Annotated in this window: 24 protein-coding genes; 17 read left to right on the plus strand and 7 right to left on the minus strand. The window is 68.5% G+C overall.

The window, feature by feature from the left end; all coding sequences use genetic code 11:
* Positions 1-1149, plus strand: coding sequence for a methyltransferase domain-containing protein (locus ACLZOT_RS20225; protein WP_416970362.1), 1149 nt, complete (start codon positions 1-3; stop codon positions 1147-1149).
* A 134-nt stretch (positions 1150-1283) separates the two neighbouring features.
* On the plus strand, positions 1284-1700 hold the full coding sequence (locus tag ACLZOT_RS20230; RefSeq protein ID WP_416970363.1) for a hypothetical protein: 417 nt from the start codon (positions 1284-1286) through the stop codon (positions 1698-1700).
* On the opposite strand, the gene ACLZOT_RS20235 is transcribed toward ACLZOT_RS20230, so the two are convergent.
* Positions 1697-1831 carry a hypothetical protein gene (locus tag ACLZOT_RS20235; RefSeq protein ID WP_416970364.1) on the minus strand — a complete coding sequence of 45 codons (135 nt, stop codon included), beginning with the start codon at positions 1829-1831 and terminating at the stop codon, positions 1697-1699. The genes ACLZOT_RS20230 and ACLZOT_RS20235 overlap by 4 nt on opposite strands.
* A gap of 161 nt (positions 1832-1992) precedes the next feature.
* Here ACLZOT_RS20235 and ACLZOT_RS20240 point away from each other — a divergent pair, with 161 nt between their 5' ends.
* From ACLZOT_RS20240 to ACLZOT_RS20250, 3 genes are all read left to right on the plus strand, one after another.
* A complete protein-coding gene (locus ACLZOT_RS20240) occupies positions 1993-2313 on the plus strand; it encodes a hypothetical protein (protein ID WP_416970365.1) in 321 nt (106 codons plus the stop codon).
* Entirely contained in the window at positions 2310-2468 is a 159-nt protein-coding gene (locus ACLZOT_RS20245) for a hypothetical protein (RefSeq protein ID WP_416970366.1), read from the plus strand. The genes ACLZOT_RS20240 and ACLZOT_RS20245 overlap by 4 nt, the downstream gene beginning before the upstream one ends.
* A 155-nt stretch (positions 2469-2623) precedes the next feature.
* Positions 2624-3100: an SseB family protein gene (locus tag ACLZOT_RS20250; RefSeq protein WP_319729779.1), complete on the plus strand. Its 477-nt coding sequence runs from the start codon at positions 2624-2626 to the stop codon at positions 3098-3100.
* Positions 3101-3164: 64 nt separating this feature from the next.
* Here the strand turns inward: ACLZOT_RS20250 and ACLZOT_RS20255 are convergent, their stop codons facing one another.
* Together ACLZOT_RS20255 and ACLZOT_RS20260 are read right to left on the minus strand one after the other, a co-directional pair.
* Positions 3165-4853 carry a DEAD/DEAH box helicase gene (locus tag ACLZOT_RS20255; protein ID WP_416970367.1) on the minus strand — a complete coding sequence of 563 codons (1689 nt, stop codon included), beginning with the start codon at positions 4851-4853 and terminating at the stop codon, positions 3165-3167.
* 89 nt (positions 4854-4942) lie between these two features.
* The gene (locus ACLZOT_RS20260) at positions 4943-5146 is read right to left on the minus strand and encodes a cold-shock protein (protein WP_355879057.1); all 204 of its coding nucleotides are present in this window, start codon (positions 5144-5146) and stop codon (positions 4943-4945) included.
* Positions 5147-5444: 298 nt separating this feature from the next.
* Here ACLZOT_RS20260 and ACLZOT_RS20265 point away from each other — a divergent pair, with 298 nt between their 5' ends.
* Complete coding sequence (locus ACLZOT_RS20265) at positions 5445-6416, plus strand: pirin family protein (protein ID WP_416970368.1); 972 nt, start codon at positions 5445-5447, stop codon at positions 6414-6416.
* Positions 6417-6498: 82 nt separating this feature from the next.
* Here ACLZOT_RS20265 and ACLZOT_RS20270 read toward each other — a convergent pair whose 3' ends face one another.
* Together ACLZOT_RS20270 and ACLZOT_RS20275 are read right to left on the minus strand one after the other, a co-directional pair.
* Entirely contained in the window at positions 6499-6816 is a 318-nt protein-coding gene (locus tag ACLZOT_RS20270; protein WP_416970369.1) for a DUF397 domain-containing protein, read from the minus strand.
* On the minus strand, positions 6698-7537 hold the full coding sequence (locus ACLZOT_RS20275) for a helix-turn-helix domain-containing protein (protein WP_416970370.1): 840 nt from the start codon (positions 7535-7537) through the stop codon (positions 6698-6700). The genes ACLZOT_RS20270 and ACLZOT_RS20275 overlap by 119 nt, the downstream gene beginning before the upstream one ends.
* Positions 7538-8039: 502 nt before the next feature.
* Here ACLZOT_RS20275 and ACLZOT_RS20280 point away from each other — a divergent pair.
* From ACLZOT_RS20280 to ACLZOT_RS20310, 7 genes are all read left to right on the plus strand, one after another.
* On the plus strand, positions 8040-8279 hold the full coding sequence (locus tag ACLZOT_RS20280) for a hypothetical protein (RefSeq protein WP_416970371.1): 240 nt from the start codon (positions 8040-8042) through the stop codon (positions 8277-8279).
* Positions 8276-8758 carry a hypothetical protein gene (locus ACLZOT_RS20285; RefSeq protein WP_416970372.1) on the plus strand — a complete coding sequence of 161 codons (483 nt, stop codon included), beginning with the start codon at positions 8276-8278 and terminating at the stop codon, positions 8756-8758. Before ACLZOT_RS20280 ends, ACLZOT_RS20285 begins: the two co-directional genes overlap by 4 nt.
* A 349-nt stretch (positions 8759-9107) precedes the next feature.
* Positions 9108-9602: an NUDIX domain-containing protein gene (locus tag ACLZOT_RS20290; RefSeq protein ID WP_416970373.1), complete on the plus strand. Its 495-nt coding sequence runs from the start codon at positions 9108-9110 to the stop codon at positions 9600-9602.
* 108 nt (positions 9603-9710) lie between these two features.
* A complete protein-coding gene (tgmA, locus tag ACLZOT_RS20295) occupies positions 9711-9989 on the plus strand; it encodes a putative ATP-grasp-modified RiPP (RefSeq protein WP_416970374.1) in 279 nt (92 codons plus the stop codon).
* Positions 9986-10939, plus strand: a complete 954-nt coding sequence (locus ACLZOT_RS20300) for an MvdC/MvdD family ATP grasp protein (RefSeq protein WP_416970375.1) — start codon at positions 9986-9988, stop codon at positions 10937-10939. Before tgmA ends, ACLZOT_RS20300 begins: the two co-directional genes overlap by 4 nt.
* Positions 10940-10983: 44 nt before the next feature.
* Positions 10984-12084, plus strand: coding sequence for a methyltransferase domain-containing protein (locus tag ACLZOT_RS20305; RefSeq protein ID WP_416970376.1), 1101 nt, complete (start codon positions 10984-10986; stop codon positions 12082-12084).
* Between the two features lie 223 nt (positions 12085-12307).
* A complete protein-coding gene (locus ACLZOT_RS20310) occupies positions 12308-12511 on the plus strand; it encodes a hypothetical protein (RefSeq protein WP_416970377.1) in 204 nt (67 codons plus the stop codon).
* Here the strand turns inward: ACLZOT_RS20310 and ACLZOT_RS20315 are convergent.
* Positions 12508-12771, minus strand: coding sequence for a GntR family transcriptional regulator (locus ACLZOT_RS20315; RefSeq protein ID WP_416970378.1), 264 nt, complete (start codon positions 12769-12771; stop codon positions 12508-12510). The genes ACLZOT_RS20310 and ACLZOT_RS20315 overlap by 4 nt on opposite strands.
* 184 nt (positions 12772-12955) lie before the next feature.
* On the opposite strand from ACLZOT_RS20315, the gene ACLZOT_RS20320 reads away from it, so the two are divergent.
* The gene (locus tag ACLZOT_RS20320; RefSeq protein ID WP_416970379.1) at positions 12956-13303 is read left to right on the plus strand and encodes a hypothetical protein; all 348 of its coding nucleotides are present in this window, start codon (positions 12956-12958) and stop codon (positions 13301-13303) included.
* On the plus strand, positions 13300-13515 hold the full coding sequence (locus tag ACLZOT_RS20325) for a hypothetical protein (protein WP_416970380.1): 216 nt from the start codon (positions 13300-13302) through the stop codon (positions 13513-13515). Before ACLZOT_RS20320 ends, ACLZOT_RS20325 begins: the two co-directional genes overlap by 4 nt.
* A gap of 235 nt (positions 13516-13750) precedes the next feature.
* Here ACLZOT_RS20325 and ACLZOT_RS20330 read toward each other — a convergent pair whose 3' ends face one another.
* Positions 13751-14194: an ArsI/CadI family heavy metal resistance metalloenzyme gene (locus ACLZOT_RS20330; protein ID WP_416970381.1), complete on the minus strand. Its 444-nt coding sequence runs from the start codon at positions 14192-14194 to the stop codon at positions 13751-13753.
* A gap of 79 nt (positions 14195-14273) precedes the next feature.
* Between ACLZOT_RS20330 and ACLZOT_RS20335 the strand changes: the two genes are divergently transcribed.
* Together ACLZOT_RS20335 and ACLZOT_RS20340 are read left to right on the plus strand one after the other, a co-directional pair.
* Positions 14274-14642, plus strand: a complete 369-nt coding sequence (locus ACLZOT_RS20335; protein ID WP_416970382.1) for an ArsR/SmtB family transcription factor — start codon at positions 14274-14276, stop codon at positions 14640-14642.
* Positions 14643-14683: 41 nt separating this feature from the next.
* Entirely contained in the window at positions 14684-15088 is a 405-nt protein-coding gene (locus ACLZOT_RS20340) for an arsenate reductase ArsC (RefSeq protein ID WP_416970383.1), read from the plus strand.
* Positions 15089-15150: the final 62 nt, after the last annotated feature.

Consider the following 15150-nt stretch of genomic DNA (forward strand, 5'->3'; position numbering starts at 1 on the left):
ATGGACGACTGGCAAGAGCACGCGTCCCGTCTCGCGTCTCACGTCACCGACCCGGATTCCCGCTGGCTCGGTCCCGTGGCTCGTACCCCTCGCCATGAACTCGTGCCCCGCTGGTGGGAGCAGGACAGGGCCGGGGAGTGGCAGCTCCGGGACGGAGCGTCCGATCCCGGGGCATGGATGCGCGCCGCGTATGCGGACCGCTCGCTGATCACCCGGGTCGGCTCGCTCCACGCGGACGACGCGGGCTCCGGCGACCGGCCGCGCGGGTGGCCCACGTCGTCCGCCACGCTGCCGACCCTGGTGGTACGGATGTTGCGGCACGGACGGCTCGGCGACGGGCTGTCCCTGCTCGACCTCGGTACGGGCGCCGGCGGGGTCGCCGCCTACGCCTGTCACCGGCTCGGGGACCACTGCGTGACCAGCCTGGACATCGACCCCTACCTGGTCGGTACGGCAGGGACACGGCTCGCCGCCATGGGCCACCATCCGAAGATGGTCACGGCGGACGCCACGCAGTGGGTACCGGGCACGTACGACCGGATCGTGGCCACGGTCGCGCTCTCCCCCGGTCCCGGACTCCGGGCTGTGGTGGGGGCGTTGGAGCCCGGCGGGCGCCTGGTGACGACCCTCGCACGGACCTGTCTGCTCGTCACCGGCTGGAAAGAACGGTCCGGGGACGTCGTGGGACGCGTGGAGCGGGACATGGCGGGGTTCATGCTGACCCGCTCCGGCAGCGACTACCCGCCCGCACACGCCGACCTGTTCGCCCTCGCCCACGAGGCGGACGGCGAGCACCGCAGCAGCGGCCGTTACCCCGTGCTGGACATCGAGAACGCGTGGGAACTCCGTTCCATGCTCGAAGTCACGACACCTGGTGTGGAAATCGACTACCGGTCCGACGGAGACAGCCGTACGGCCTGCCTGATCCACCCGGACGGTTCCTGGGCACGCGCCTTCGCTGAACGAATCGACGATCCACCGGAAGTCCACCAGGGCGGCCCGCAGCGCCTGTGGGACGCCCTGGAACGCATCCGCTACCGCCTCAACGCCGAGGGTTCGTTGCCGCTGCTCGGCGCGAACGTCCGGATCACTCCCGACGGGGTGTGTCATCTGTCGCGCGGACGGTGGCACACGTCCATCGGCGGGTAGCAGCCCCGGCACGGCGGACGCGGTGACCGTCCGACAGCTCACCGTGCCGGACCCCGCCCCGCCGGTATGCCCCATGGTGTACCGGCGGGGCTCCCTTTCCCTCCGACACGGACGAACGAGGATCACGGCCGACCATGCCGCTGCAATGCACCGCTTTCACCGAGGTCCCCCAAGTCGACGGCGCCGCCGCTCTCCTGGCGATACCCGAGATCGAAGACGACTGGTGGGAGGTCCTGCCCGAAGTCGCTCTGTGCGAGTTGGGCGAGCACGACGAGACCACGGAACACGCCGTGGTGCTCTGGTACAACCTCGACCTGGCCCGTCCACGCCTGTGGATGGTGCGCTGGACAGACGTCGGCCGGTTCGCCATCCACCGGTTCGAGACGGCGGCGCAGTGCCTTGCCAGGACTCCCGGCGTCGAGGAGTGCCTGTTCTTCGCCGGTCACCCCTTGGGCCATTCCTGGGAGGTGAAAGACCCCGTGATGGCCACGCTCGAAGAGTTACCCACCTCGCTGCGGAGACGGATCCTCGGACCCAAGGACGAGGACTAGTCGGCCTGGCTCTCGCCCTCGCCGGACGGCTCAGCGGGCCGGGCCACGAACGACCCCTTGCCCCAACGGGTTTCGATGAGTCCCCGGTCCCTCAGGATGCGTACGGCCCGCTTCGGACGAGCCCGGCTCACCCGGTGCTTTCCCCTTGATCTCTTCGGCGAGCGCGTCGAGCACGTCCATGTAGGGGGCGCGCGGCACGTACGGCTTCGCGGGGCGGGGAGGCATGTGCCGAGCGTAGACAACAGGCCAAAGCATGGGCGACTCAGACAGGCAAATAAATGCTGACCGACGTATGAGCGATGCTATCGCCCGCGCTCTCGCCTGGGTGCTTGCCGCCCTCGCCCCTCGCCGACCCGGCCGCCACAGCGCCGACTTCCTCGCGGCACAACCGCAGCTCACCGAGCCCGCCCCCGTCTCCCTCGTCTCCCCCTGGTCCCGCCCCTGGACCGGCCCCACCAAGGAGGAAGCCGCCGCACTCTTCCGCCAGCAGGAGACGGCCACCCTAGAACTCCACCTCCAACGCGAACGCCGCCGCGCCGCAGCCCTGGCCACGATGGGCATCGACCACCCCTACACCTACGACGGCGCCCACCCGCCGGCGGCGAGCGCATGAACCGCGACGCCCTGACCGGTGACCCTCCGGCCGCCCACTGCTGCCGCTGCGACCGCTGGACCCTCGCCCCCGTCGTCTGCCGCGAGATCGAGCGGATGAGCGGCCCCGGCGTCCGCTCTACGCCTGCCCCGACTGCATCCTCGTGGTCGGTGTGAGGCCCGCCTCCCGCGAGCGGTGAACCCGGAGTGAGGTCCCGCCCTAGAGATGCACAGGTGGGACCTCGCTGCCACCCCCTGGCAACCGCCTCACCGACCGCCCCAAAACCCGCCCGCGCCCCACCCCCCATCTGACTCTCGATAGGCTGGGAACCATGTACGGATACGGCCAGCCCATGGGTGACGGTGCCGCCCAGCAGCAGTACGCGCCGCCGCAGCAGCCCGGCGGTGTCGGTGGGTACGGTCAGCAGCCGCCCCTCTATCCGGAGCCGTCGCCTCCGTCACTGTCCGACGCGGTGCGGGCGTTCACGACGGGGCAGATGGCCGCCGAGGACTTCCAGCAGATCTTCGCGACGTCGAAGGTGTACTGCCCGCGCGGGGACACCCCGGGGTTCCTCGCGCTGCACAACACCCAGCAGCCGGTCATCCCCATGTTCAGCTCGCTGAAGGAGCTGCGCCGGTACGCCGGCAAGGAGTCCAAGTACTTCGTCATCACCGGCGCCGAGGTCATCGACCTGCTCCCCACGGGGTACGGCTTCGTCCTCGACATGGAGGGCGAGCACCGGATGGTGTTCGACGCGAAGGCGGTCGAGCAGATGGTGGAGTTCGCGATGCGCCGGATGTACGGCTGAGGGTGGCCCCGTAGAGGTACGGGTCTCTGATACCCGTACCTCTCAGGTACTCCTCGGCTGCTTCTCAGGTCGCCGATGTCCGACGTCCGCCCCGGCGCCCGGTACCACCGGTAGCACCGCCACTCGGGGCACCGCCCGACCCGGGCCCGCCCCCGGTCCGCCTGCCCGTACCCCGGGCGGCCCTGCCGGAACCGGCACCCGTACCCGTGGTACCTGAGGCAGTCGTGCCCCCGGACCGTCGCCCGGTCCCCCGCCCACCGGACGCCGGAGCACCCGAGGACGACGGGCTCGCCGACCCCGTACCGCTCCTGCCCCGGCGCTCGCCGCCCCGGTTCTCGCCCTTGCCCGGAGCCCCGGCCGAGGCCCCGCCCCCACCACCGCCCCCGCGTCGACGCCGGGACGATCCACCGGACCCGGACCCCGTACCCGTACCCCGCTGCGGAGCCACCGGCTGCGGCACCTCGATGGTCACCGCGACCCCCGACGGCTCCCGCGCCCCCGTGATCGTCGACAGCTCGGCGTCCGTCGAGGCGATCCGGGACGTCCGCGGCCGGATCCCCGCGTCCGACATCAGCCGCGTGACCTCCCGCTTCTGCTCCGGCAGGACCAGCGTGACGACGGTCCCGGAGCCGCCCGCGCGGGCGGTGCGGCCACCCCGGTGGAGGTAGTCCTTGTGGTCGGTCGGCGGATCGACGTTGACGACGAGGTCGAGGTCGTCGACGTGTATGCCGCGGGCCGCCACGTTCGTCGCGACCAGCGCTGTGACCTGGCCGTTCTTGAACTGGTCGAGGGTGCGGTTGCGCTGCGGCTGCGAGCGCCCGCCGTGCAGCGCGGCGGCCCGCACGCCCACCGCGAGGAGCCGCTTGGCGAGCCGGTCGGCGGAGCGCTTCGTGTCGAGGAAGAGGATGACGCGCCCGTCACGCGCGGCGATCCGCGTGGTGACGGCCTTCTTGTCGGTCTCGTCCGCGAGGTGCAGGACGTGGTGCTCCATCGTCGTCACCGCGCCCGCCGACGGGTCCACGGAGTGCGTCACCGGGTCGGTCAGGAAGCGCTGGACCAGCCGGTCGATGTTCTGGTCGAGGGTCGCCGAGAACAGCATCCGCTGCCCGTCCGGCCGCACCTTCTGGATCAGCCGGGTGATCTGCGGCAGGAACCCCATGTCGGTCATCTGGTCGGCCTCGTCGAGGACCGTGATGCGTACGTCGTCCAGGACGCAGTCCCCGCGCTCGACGAGGTCGTTGAGGCGCCCGGGGCTCGCGACGACCACCTCGACGCCGCGCCGCAGCGTGTCGGCCTGGCGGGTGATGGACAGACCCCCTACCACGGTGGTCATACGGAGGTTGACGGCCGTCGCGTACGGCGACAGCGCGTCGGTGACCTGCTGCGCCAGCTCCCTCGTAGGTACTAGTACCAGCGCGAGGGGCGCCTTCGGCTGCGCGCGCAGTCCCGCCGTACGCGCGAGGACCGCGAGGCCGAACGCGAGGGTCTTGCCGGAGCCGGTGCGGCCGCGGCCGAGGAGGTCACGGCCGGCGAGGGAGTTGGGGAGCGTGGCGGCCTGGATCGGGAAGGGCGTGGTGACGCCCTGTGCGGTCAGGGTCTTCAGCAGCGCGGCCGGCATGTCCAGGTCCGCGAAGTCCGCGACGGGAGGCAGCGCGGGCGTCGTGCTCTCCGGCAGCCGGAACTCCCTCGGCGCGGCGGGGGACTGCTGGGGCGACGAGGCGCGGCGGTTCGACTTCTGGGGCCTGCGGGACATGCGGGGGTCCACCTTTTCCTGGAAACAGCGCAAACCGGGGCCCGCACCAACGCTGGTGCGAACCCCGGCGAGCGAAAGACGTCCGGCGATCAGGCGGGGACGATGTTCTCCGCCTGCGGGCCCTTCTGGCCCTGCGTGACGTCGAAGGACACGCGCTGGCCCTCCTGGAGCTCACGGAAGCCCTGGGACTGGATGTTCGAGTAGTGGGCGAAGACGTCGGGGCCGCCGCCGTCCTGCTCGATGAAGCCGAAGCCCTTTTCCGAGTTGAACCACTTGACGGTTCCGAGTGCCATGACGATCTCCTTCAGGTAGAGCAGAGGCCCCATCCGGAGATGCCGGAAAACGAATAATGCGCCCGATGGAAGCAATCCCGTCGGGCGCACATAGGTTCATGGGTACCGCAACTGCAACACAGGAACCGTAACACAGCCTGCGCGCGATACACGATCGTTTTTTGTCCGGCGGACACACCCTCGGGGGCTCGGGAATGCCTGCCGCACGGCTACTGTTCCGAGGAGTGGCAAGAAGTTCACCGTTCAACTAAAATCGGCGTACGACGCCGTGTCGTACGACGTCCGAGGAGGAACCGACATGCCCGCAGTGACCGTCGAGAACCCGTTGACGCTCCCCCGTGTCACCGCGCCGGCCGACGCCGTCGCGCGCCCCGTACTCGCCGTCACGACCGCGCCGAGCGGTTACGAGGGCGAGGGATTCCCGGTGCGCCGGGCGTTCGCGGGCATCGATTACCGGCATCTCGACCCGTTCATCATGATGGACCAGATGGGTGAGGTGGAGTACGGGGCCGGCGAACCGAAAGGCACCCCCTGGCACCCGCACCGCGGCTTCGAGACCGTCACCTACATCATCGACGGGATCTTCGACCACCAGGACAGCCACGGTGGTGGCGGGACCATCACCAACGGTGACACGCAGTGGATGACGGCCGGTTCGGGGCTCCTGCACATCGAGGCGCCGCCGGAGTCCCTCGTCCTGTCCGGCGGCCTCTTCCACGGCGTCCAGCTCTGGGTCAACCTCCCCGCGCGGGACAAGATGATGGCTCCCAGGTATCAGGACATCCGCGGCGGCAACGTCCAACTCCTGACCACCCCCGACGGCGGCGCGCTGCTCCGCGTCATCGCGGGTGAGCTGGACGGCCACGAGGGCCCCGGCGTCACCCACACGCCGATCACGATGATCCACGCGACGGTGGCGCCGGGTGCGGAGGTCACGCTGCCGTGGCGGGAGGACTTCAACGGCCTCGCGTACGTCCTCGCGGGCCGCGGCTCCGTCGGTGCCGAACGCCGTCCGATCCACCTCGGCCAGACCGCCGTCTTCGGCACCGGCTCCTCACTGACCGTCCGGGCGGACGAGCGGCAGGACGCTCATACCCCGGACCTGGAGGTAGTACTTCTGGGGGGCCGGCCGATCCGCGAGCCCATGGCCCACTACGGCCCCTTCGTCATGAACAACAAGGCCGAACTCCAGCAGGCGTTCGAGGACTTCCAGAAGGGGCGGCTGGGGTCGATCCCGGCGGTCCACGGTATGACGGACGGCGGGTTGTAGGACGCTCGGCCGCCCCGCACGCAGTAGCGGTCAGCCCCCGTCGCCTCTCTCAGAGGCGACGGGGGCTGACTGTTGGCAGGGGCTACGCGGTAGCGCCGCGAGTGAAGTCGACGAAGGTTGCGAACGCGCGGGCGCTGAACGCGAGGTGTTGGCGCTCCGGGGCCTTGCTGTCGCGGACAGGAACGACACCCGACACCTGCGCCACCGAAGGGGACCACTCGACACAGTTGCCCCCTCCATCACCGCTGTAGCTCGACGCGACCCATCGCGCTGCGGAAGGGTCAGGGGTGGTGCTCATTGGGAAGATCCTCCAAGACTGACCGGATGAAGTCCGCCGACTGGCCGGGGGACAACGCTGACGCGCTGAGCAGATCATAGGCCCGGAACTTGGCCGCCACATTTCCCGCTTCCTCCAACAATGTCCCGGTAGTGATGGCCTCTTCATAGGCCACAAGTGCGCCATTGCGGAGAGTCCAAAGTGAGAGGGAACCTCCAGCAAGAGCGTGGCCGCCGTAGCTGAAGGGCAGTACCTGAAGGCAGGTTGAAGGCGTCAGGCAGATGTCTGCGAGCTTGGTCAGTTGGTCCCTCATGACGACCGGTCCGCCGTACCCCCGGCGCAGTACGCCTTCATCCAAGACGGCCGAGTAGTCGGGTTGAGGGTCCCCCAGCAAAGTCGCCACCCGGGACATGCGGCCGGTGACGAGATCTTCTATCTCCTGGGCTGAAGCCTTGGGGTTGTGCGTACGGAACTGCGCACGGGCATAGTCCTCGGTCTGGAGCATCCCAGGGACGATCTGAGGCGTGTACTCCTTGATCACTGTGGCTTGAGCCTCAAGGCTCATACGCCGTTGGTACTTGTCTGGGTGAACCTCCTTCGCCGCCACCACGAACAAGTTCGTGAAGGTCTCGGTGTTGAACTCCCTGTCCAACAACGGCGGTAACCCGGGAGGGATGGGGGATTCCGCGTGCTCGATGCGTGACAGATGCGCCTTCGAGATGTTCACGATCAGTGACAGGGCATCCAGGCTCATGCCGACCTGTTCCCTGTGCTCGCGCATCTTGGCGCCGAACAGGTGTCGGGCTGACCGGTCCGGCGTCAGGGGCTTGGGCTGGGCGGCCATCCACCCTCCATGTTCCAACCTGCGTTACGGGACATGCACTTGTAGCGATGGTAGGCGGCTGCCTGCAAATCTGAGGTCACGCAGAGCAAACCGCCTTGCGTCCTTGACAGCCGTAGCTGATCGGCAGAGGGGCACGGTCGCGAACCATGAACAGACTCCCGACGCCGACCCTCATAGCCGCTGTGGCTGAGCTGGAAGCGCTCGTCGACTCACGGTTGTTCTGGCGGCTGGGGCAGGACAGATACCGGGGCTCGGAAAGGGCTGGAATGGCTCTCCCGTCTGATCTCGAACCTGTCCCCGTCGAGGGTTGCGCCGTCTGTGAAGCCGCTGACCGGTTTCGGAGCAGAGAGCGCGCCTTGGCCGGGTCGCTGGGTGTCCAGTTCGCGAACAGGACGATCACTGAGCACCCGCACACCATGCGAGGGGAGGCAGCGTCATGACTGTCCCTCAAGAGTCGGGGACGCCCCCATCGGCAAGGGACGAACCGAAGGGAGACAGCGAGATGAACGCTCCCGAACACCCCCGGCTCGTGCCGGAAGTGGGGGCGCTTCTGATGGATGTGACGCGGGATCGAGTGGGGGAGTTCAGGGGTGTGTGGGCCGGTCGGTGGGCGCTGCGGCCGGTGAGGGGTGGGGTCGAGTGGGAGGTCGAGCCCGGGGACGTGCGGCCGGTGACGGCGGAACAGCGGCTGCGGGCCGAGGTGGGGAAGGCGAACGCGCGGAGTCGAGGTGAGATCGCGTGAAGCATCAACTCCCCTCTCCTGTCGGCTACGTGTGTGTAGTACGCGCTGAGGGGCGTGTGCGCCAGACGGACGACACGGCGCCCTTCGTCTTCGACACTTCCCAGGCGATCTCCCCGGTCCTGGCGATGCGCTGGCTGCGCCATCAGGCCCTTCGTCTTGCCGACCGTGTGAACCCCGACCCGTCGTGGGTCGGCTGGGCTCCTCCTGGGGCGTTCCGCTCGTACCTGTCCGGCGGTGACCCTGCCGGTGAACTCCGTTTGTGGGCTGCTTACTTCACGCCGCACGGTGATGCGCAAGAGCTTCTCAAAGCGGGGACGCCGCTCACGGCGGTGGTGGAAGACGCCGATGCGGGGTGCCGGTACGTGCTGTTCGCGCAAGCGATCAACGCACCGACGGAAAGCCTTCCTCCTGAGCCCCCTCCCGATCAGGGCGGGCCGAACCATCGCGGGAAACATCGCCGCGCCTGGTCGTTCGTCTGACGCTCATTCGCCACGAGCACCCGCCTGCCGCGCTTTTTGGCCGGCGAGTGCGACCGGCACTCGACAACGGCGGGACTCATGAGCGGCCCTCACCATCGGCCGCACTGAAGACTCCGCCCCCTGCCCCATGAACTCTCGCTCTGGGGCAGGGGGCGGGACCAACCCCGGTCGGCTTTCTGCATGGCGGCTGACGGCCGGCCGGGGCCACACACCAAGTACACAAGGAGCACGAGCCCATGGGCAAGATGATCACGCTGGAAGCGGTCCCCCTGTGCCTCCCCCCGGACGTCCCGGACGAGGGTGACGGCTCGGCCCCCACCGACCACGAGTGACGGCGGGAGTCGACGGCATGGCTCACCCGGACGTCAGCATGTCCTCTCCGCCCCGCCGCAGGATCGGCGCCGTCGTCGTGGTCCTGGACCAGGAGGACCGCGTGCTGCTGGTCCAGCCCACCTACAAGTCGGGCAAGTGGCAGCTCCCTGGTGGGGGTGCTCAGGCGGGGGAGGCTCCGACGGATGCGGCGGCGCGTGAACTCGCCGAGGAAACCGGTCTGGTCCGCGAGATCACCCACGCCCTCGTCATCGACTACATGCCCGCGAGGAGCGAGACCGCCGAGGGGTACAACATCGTCGCGGACGGCGGGACGGCGACCCCCGAAGAGGTTGACGCCGTGGCTGTGCCCGCCAGTGCGGCCGACGAGTTGTCGGCGCTCAAGTGGGTTCCCCTGGACGACCTCGACGTACACGTCGAGACCTACCAGGAACGCCGTATCCGGGAAGCCGTGACCGCGCTCAAGAACGGCCACCGCATCCCGCTCCTCACGCGCGGCGAGCCCGCCGCCTGACCACCGCACGAACTCCGTCCGGCTGCCATGCCTCCCGTGAAGCAAGGCGGCCAGACAGAACAGCAACAGCAGTGGATCAAGTCCCGACCTCAGCGAAAGGACACCCTCGTGCAACTCGTTGCCTCGCTCCCTCTTCAGGGACAGGCCCCGGTAGCTGTCGCACCGACGGGCCAGCGGCCGTACGCGATCAAGGATGCGCGGTTCCGTCCTCTGTCCGACGGCCCGGTTTCCTCGGCGCCTGTCTACGACCCGCAGACGCAGACCGCCCGCCTCGTGGACGGAACGCCGTTGACGTCCATGGCCACTTCACAGAAGACCAACCCCGACGGCGACCCCAAGAACCCGCCGCCGCATGACGAGGGCGACGACCCCGGAGTCTTCGAGTGAAGAAAACCGTTCTGGTTGTGGACAGCCCTCACGATGCGGGGACCGACCTCGTCGTGGAGCGCCTATCCACGGCCGGTGTACCGGTGTTCCGTTTCGACACCCGGGAATTTCCGCGCGAACTCTCGGTCCGGGCAATCCTTGACGATGGGGAATGGACGGGGTCTCTCGAAACATCCTGTCGTCGCGTCGGACTCTCCGACGTCGGGGCCGTCTACTGGAATCGGCCCCAACTGTTCGAGTTTCCGGATCTCTCCGAAGCTGACGCACATTGGGCACGCGGAGCCGCACGGATCGGAATAGGTGGAGTTCTCACCAGCCTTCCCGTCCCCTACCTGAATCACCCGGCCAAGGCTTCCGCAGCAGAGTTCAAACCCGTACAGCTCCGTACCGCCCACGTGTCCGGGCTCAGCACTCCGCGCACGTTGATCACGTGTGACGGTTCGGCGGTCCGTGAATTCGCTGCGGAGATCGGCACCCCGATGATCACCAAGCCTCTCGGCAGCCCGTACATCACGCACTCGGCAGGCACCGAGTCGATGTACACCCGAGAGGTCTCGCTGGACGCGCTCGACGGTGTGGAAACCACTGCGCACCTGTTCCAGGAGCGCGTACCCAAGGCGTATGAGGTGCGTCTGACCTACGTGGGAGGAACCTGCCGGGCTGTCAGGATCGATGCGGGGAGCGACATCTCCCGTGTCGACTGGCGGGCGGACTACGACTCGCTGAAATACAGCCTGATCGAAGCGCCGACAGAAGTCACGTTCGGAGTGACCGTCTACACCGCCCGTCTGGGACTTGAGTACGCGGCCTTCGATTTCGTGGTACGCCCTGACGGTGAATGGGTCTTCCTGGAAGCAAATCCGTCCGGACAATGGGCTTGGCTCGAAGCGCAAGATGCCCGGATCGCCGATTCCATCAGCCGAACTCTTGAGAGGTGGTGTCACCTGTGATGGAGAATTTCCGAACAAGGAAACTTGCCGATCAGCTCAGAGAAATGGGCGCCGTGCCTTCCGGCCACTGGCATCGGGCGTTCACGGAAACACCTCGGCATGTGTTCGTCCCCGAGTATTTCCTTTCCCGGGGTGGTGTACCGACCCGGTGGCAGAAGCTGACCGCCGGGGACGGTCACAACTGGCTCTGGCCGGTCTACGAGAACAACACACTCGTCACGCGGCTCCAGCCGATCACGGAAGAAGGTGACGGCTTCTTCACCGGGGTTCCTACGTCGTCCAGCACACAACCGAGTCTCACGGCCCGGATGCTGGAAGCCTCCGAACTCGCCCCGGCCGACGAGGTGTTGGACGCGGGCACGGGAACCGGCTATCAAGCCGCTCTCCTCCTGCACCGGCTCCACAGCAGCGCACAACTCGTCTCGGCGGACATCGACCCCGACCTGACGGACCCCGCACGCCGGGCGCTCGCGTCGCTCGGTCACACACCCGAGATCGTGACGACGGACATCCGTACGCACGACTGGGGACGGAGGTTCACCAAAGTGATCGTCACCTGCGCGCTGTCCGAGGTGACCGAGACACTGCGGTCGGCCGTCGCCCCTGGTGGACGGCTGATCGCCAACCTGTTCCCGCCCATGAGCGGCGGACTCGCCGTGCTGGACGCCAAGGAGGACGGCAGGCTTGAAGGCCGCTTCCACGCGAACGGCGGCTCCTACATGGCAGCCAGAGGAAAGACACCCCCGGACGATTCCCTCGCGGCCGAGGTCTCCACGGAAGGGCTCCCGACCGACGTACCGGTGGACGCGTTCGACGACTACCACTTCACCTTCCTGCTTGCCGCACACCTTCCTGGCGCACAGCTCCAGTACGGCACGGACGACGACTCGCCCGCGACCGTCATGCGCCGGCTGGTGATGCCCAACGGCGACTGGGCCGAGGGCGTCTACGTCCCCGGCTCCGGACCGTACGCCCGGGAAGGCGGAGACACGGGCGTGTGGGGCACCGTGGAACGCTGGTGGTCCTGGTACCTCGCCCACGACCGCCCGACGTGGGATCGCTTCGGGCTCACTGTGACCTACGAGGGACATGCCCTCTGGCTCGACTCCCCGGAGAACAAGCAGTCGTGGCGGCTGCCTGTCTGACCCATCGGACAGCATCCACCGGGCGCACTCGCCGATCTGAAGCGGCGACGGTACCCGTACCCCGCCTGTGTGCCCAGTGGCACGTGGGCGGGGCTTTCTTTCTCCCCGACCCGGACGAACGAGGATCACGGCCTGCCATGCCGCTGCAATGCACTGCCTTCACAGAGGTTCCGACCGGTGAAGGCGCACGCGCCCTCTCGGCGATACCCGAGATAGAGGAGAAGTGGACGTCGGCCGGTTCGCCATCCGCCGGTTCGAGCTGGGGACACTGTGCCTCACGGAAAGCCCTGGGGCCGATGCGTGCATGCTCTTCACCGGCCACTCCCCAGGCCACTCCTGGGAGGTGACAGACCCCGTGATGGTGGAACTCGAAGCGCTGCCTCCCGCGCTGCGGATGCGCGTCCTCAAGCTCAAGGGGGAGGGTTAATCGGCCTCGTCCGGCTTCGTAGGGCCGATGACGTACGTGCCTTTTCCCCACTCGGTGAAGACCAGCCCACGTTCCCTGAGCACCCCCACGGCCCGCCGGGCGGTCATGCGTGCGACCCCGAAGCGCTCGGACAGTTCGGCGTCACTGGGGATGCGGTCGCCCGGCCCGTACGTCCCCTTCTGGATCTCCGCCGTGAGCGCGTCGAGCACCCGTAGGTACGGAGCGCGGGGCGTGTACGGGGGCTGCGGTCGCTCGGGCATGGCGAAAGCGTAGACAACGGGTCACCCCCTGGCTATTTAGACCAGCAGATCAGTTGTATAGGTAGATGACTTAGAGGAGTTGCTCTATCGTCGTCCCAGAACAAACAAAAACGCCTCGGGCGGACCGGTCCTACGCGGTCCACCCGAGGCTCGCCGAGACAGCTGTCTAGGAGCTGACTGACGTATGCGCGATGCTATCTCCCGCGCCCTTGCCTGGGTGCTCGCCGTCCTCACCCCCCGCCGTCGCCCCGGGCGCCACAGCGCCGAATTCCTCGCGGTGCAGCCGCAGATCACCGCGACCACTCCGGACGTCGTCCCCGCGTCCCCCTGGTCCCGTCCATGGACGAGTCCCACGAAAGCCGAAGCCGCCGCGATGTTCCGGCAGCAGGATGCGGCCACGCTCGAACTCCGGCGGCAGCAGGAACGTCTCAGCGTCCTCACCCTGGCCACGATGGGCATCGATCACCCCTACACCTACCCCGGCGCACCCTTCGGCCTCGACGCGTTTGCCGCAGCGGGGGTGAACGCGTGACCCGCGATGGGCTGACCGACGAACTCCCGGCCCCCTTCAGGGCCGAGTGCTGCCAGTGCGGACGGTGGAGCGCTGCGGCCATCGCGTGCCGCTACATCGAGCGCGCGAGCGGCCCGGGAGTCACCCTCTACGCCTGCCCGGACTGCGTGCTCGTCGTCGGCGTGGGCCCCGTGGCGGACGATGTGCTCGAAGGGGTCCGCCACCCCGTCTGATCCGCACACCGACCCCGCCGCGCTCACGGATGAGTGCGGCGGGGTTTCTGCTGCCTCCCCACCTCGGCCGGACCGCCGTCTTCGGCACCAGCTCCTCGCTGACCGTCCGTGCGGACGGGCGGTAGGACGGCGGCCTGTAGGCGACGGGTCGTAGGGGGTCTGGCGGTGGTGCAGGCGGCTCGCTACGGCGGGCCGCCTGGCTCTCTCGGGGTAGTACCGGGGTCTCGGCCCGGTACTACCCCGAGGCCGCCGCTCCCGCGCAGCACCCCTCGCCCGTGGTGGCGCCGGGTTCCGCGCTCGCTTTCAGTGTGTCGGCGTCGGCCTTGACCACGTACACCTCCCACGGCTCCTCGCCGGGGCCGTGCACCCACACCTTGTCCTGCACGGCGTAACAGCACGAGGTGTCGTTCTCCTCGAAGGCGGCGAGGCCGGCCTCCTTGAGGCGGCCGGTGGCCGCGCGGACCTGTTCGGTGGACCCGACCTCGACACCGAGATGGTCCAGACGGGTCGCCTCGCCGGGCCCACCCTCGATCAGTACGAGCTTGAGCGGGGGCTCGGCGATGGCGAAATTGGCGTACCCCGCCCGCCGCTTGGCGGGTTCGGTGCCGAAGAGCTTCGCGTAGAAGGCGACCGACGCTTCGAGGTCGCTGACGCGCAGGGCGAGCTGGACTCGAGACACAGCACTGCTCCCATCTGCTTGCATTGATGTCCTCCGATGCAAGGTTGCGCCTTGGATAGAGAAACGTCAATATAGAAGAATGTCGAAGCAAGAGCTCGCGGTGATCGGACAGGCGACCGGGCAGGACGACTGCTGTACGGGACTGGCGGCGGCGCCCCTGGACGACACCCAGGCGGCCGAACTGGCCAGGACCTTCAAGGCACTTGGCGATCCGGTCCGGCTGCGGTTGCTGTCGATGATCGCGTCCCGGGCCGGCGGAGAGGTCTGCGTGTGCGACCTGACGCCCGCGTTCGAACTGTCGCAGCCGACGATCTCCCACCACCTGAAGCTGCTGCGGCAGGCGGGGCTGATCGACTGCGAGCGGCGGGGGACGTGGGTGTACTACCGGGTGCTTCCCGGGGTGCTCGACCGGCTCGCCGGGTTCCTGACCGACGCGCGGGCCACGTGAACTCCCCACTCTCTGGCCGGCCTTGACCGGAAAGGAACGCCGTGACCACCCCCTCCGTCCTGTTCGTCTGCGTCCACAACGCCGGCCGCTCCCAGATGGCCGCCGCCTTCCTCACCCACCTCGCGGGCGACCGCGTCGAGGTCCGCTCCGCCGGCTCCGCCCCCGCCGACACGGTGAACCCCGCCGTGGTGGAGGCGCTGGCGGAGGTCGGCATCGACATCGCGGCCGAGGTCCCCAAGATCCTCACCACGGAAGCCGTCCGGGCGTCCGACGTCGTCATCACGATGGGCTGCGGCGACACCTGCCCGGTCTTCCCCGGCAAGCGCTACCTCGACTGGCAACTCCCCGACCCGGCGGGCCGGGGAGTGGACGCGGTACGCCCGATCCGCGACGAGATCGAGCGGCGGGTGCGTGCCCTGATCGCCGAGATCGCCCCGACGATCTGACAGCAACCGGCGAGCACGCGCCGAGCCGCCCCGGCGACCAACTCTCCCCCGCCCCGGGGACG

It is taken from the genome of Streptomyces sp. 4F14, from assembly GCF_048159485.1.
Classification (GTDB): domain Bacteria; phylum Actinomycetota; class Actinomycetes; order Streptomycetales; family Streptomycetaceae; genus Streptomyces.

Bases quoted from the DNA above. Each gene is read 5' to 3' on its own strand.
- ACLZOT_RS20265 (WP_416970368.1), top strand. From the start codon at position 5,445: ATGCCCGCAGTGACCGTCGAGAACCCGTTGACGCTCCCCCGTGTCACC.
- ACLZOT_RS20245 (WP_416970366.1), top strand. From the start codon at position 2,310: ATGAACCGCGACGCCCTGACCGGTGACCCTCCGGCCGCCCACTGCTGC.
- ACLZOT_RS20315 (WP_416970378.1), bottom strand. From the start codon at position 12,771: ATGCCCGAGCGACCGCAGCCCCCGTACACGCCCCGCGCTCCGTACCTA.
- ACLZOT_RS20290 (WP_416970373.1), top strand. From the start codon at position 9,108: ATGGCTCACCCGGACGTCAGCATGTCCTCTCCGCCCCGCCGCAGGATC.
- ACLZOT_RS20320 (WP_416970379.1), top strand. From the start codon at position 12,956: ATGCGCGATGCTATCTCCCGCGCCCTTGCCTGGGTGCTCGCCGTCCTC.
- ACLZOT_RS20280 (WP_416970371.1), top strand. From the start codon at position 8,040: ATGAACGCTCCCGAACACCCCCGGCTCGTGCCGGAAGTGGGGGCGCTT.
- ACLZOT_RS20275 (WP_416970370.1), bottom strand. From the start codon at position 7,537: ATGGCCGCCCAGCCCAAGCCCCTGACGCCGGACCGGTCAGCCCGACAC.
- ACLZOT_RS20255 (WP_416970367.1), bottom strand. From the start codon at position 4,853: ATGTCCCGCAGGCCCCAGAAGTCGAACCGCCGCGCCTCGTCGCCCCAG.
- ACLZOT_RS20250 (WP_319729779.1), top strand. From the start codon at position 2,624: ATGTACGGATACGGCCAGCCCATGGGTGACGGTGCCGCCCAGCAGCAG.
- ACLZOT_RS20335 (WP_416970382.1), top strand. From the start codon at position 14,274: ATGTCGAAGCAAGAGCTCGCGGTGATCGGACAGGCGACCGGGCAGGAC.
- ACLZOT_RS20230 (WP_416970363.1), top strand. From the start codon at position 1,284: ATGCCGCTGCAATGCACCGCTTTCACCGAGGTCCCCCAAGTCGACGGC.
- ACLZOT_RS20240 (WP_416970365.1), top strand. From the start codon at position 1,993: ATGAGCGATGCTATCGCCCGCGCTCTCGCCTGGGTGCTTGCCGCCCTC.
- ACLZOT_RS20270 (WP_416970369.1), bottom strand. From the start codon at position 6,816: ATGTGGCGGCCAAGTTCCGGGCCTATGATCTGCTCAGCGCGTCAGCGT.
- ACLZOT_RS20305 (WP_416970376.1), top strand. From the start codon at position 10,984: ATGGGCGCCGTGCCTTCCGGCCACTGGCATCGGGCGTTCACGGAAACA.
- ACLZOT_RS20260 (WP_355879057.1), bottom strand. From the start codon at position 5,146: ATGGCACTCGGAACCGTCAAGTGGTTCAACTCGGAAAAGGGCTTCGGC.
- ACLZOT_RS20225 (WP_416970362.1), top strand. From the start codon at position 1: ATGGACGACTGGCAAGAGCACGCGTCCCGTCTCGCGTCTCACGTCACC.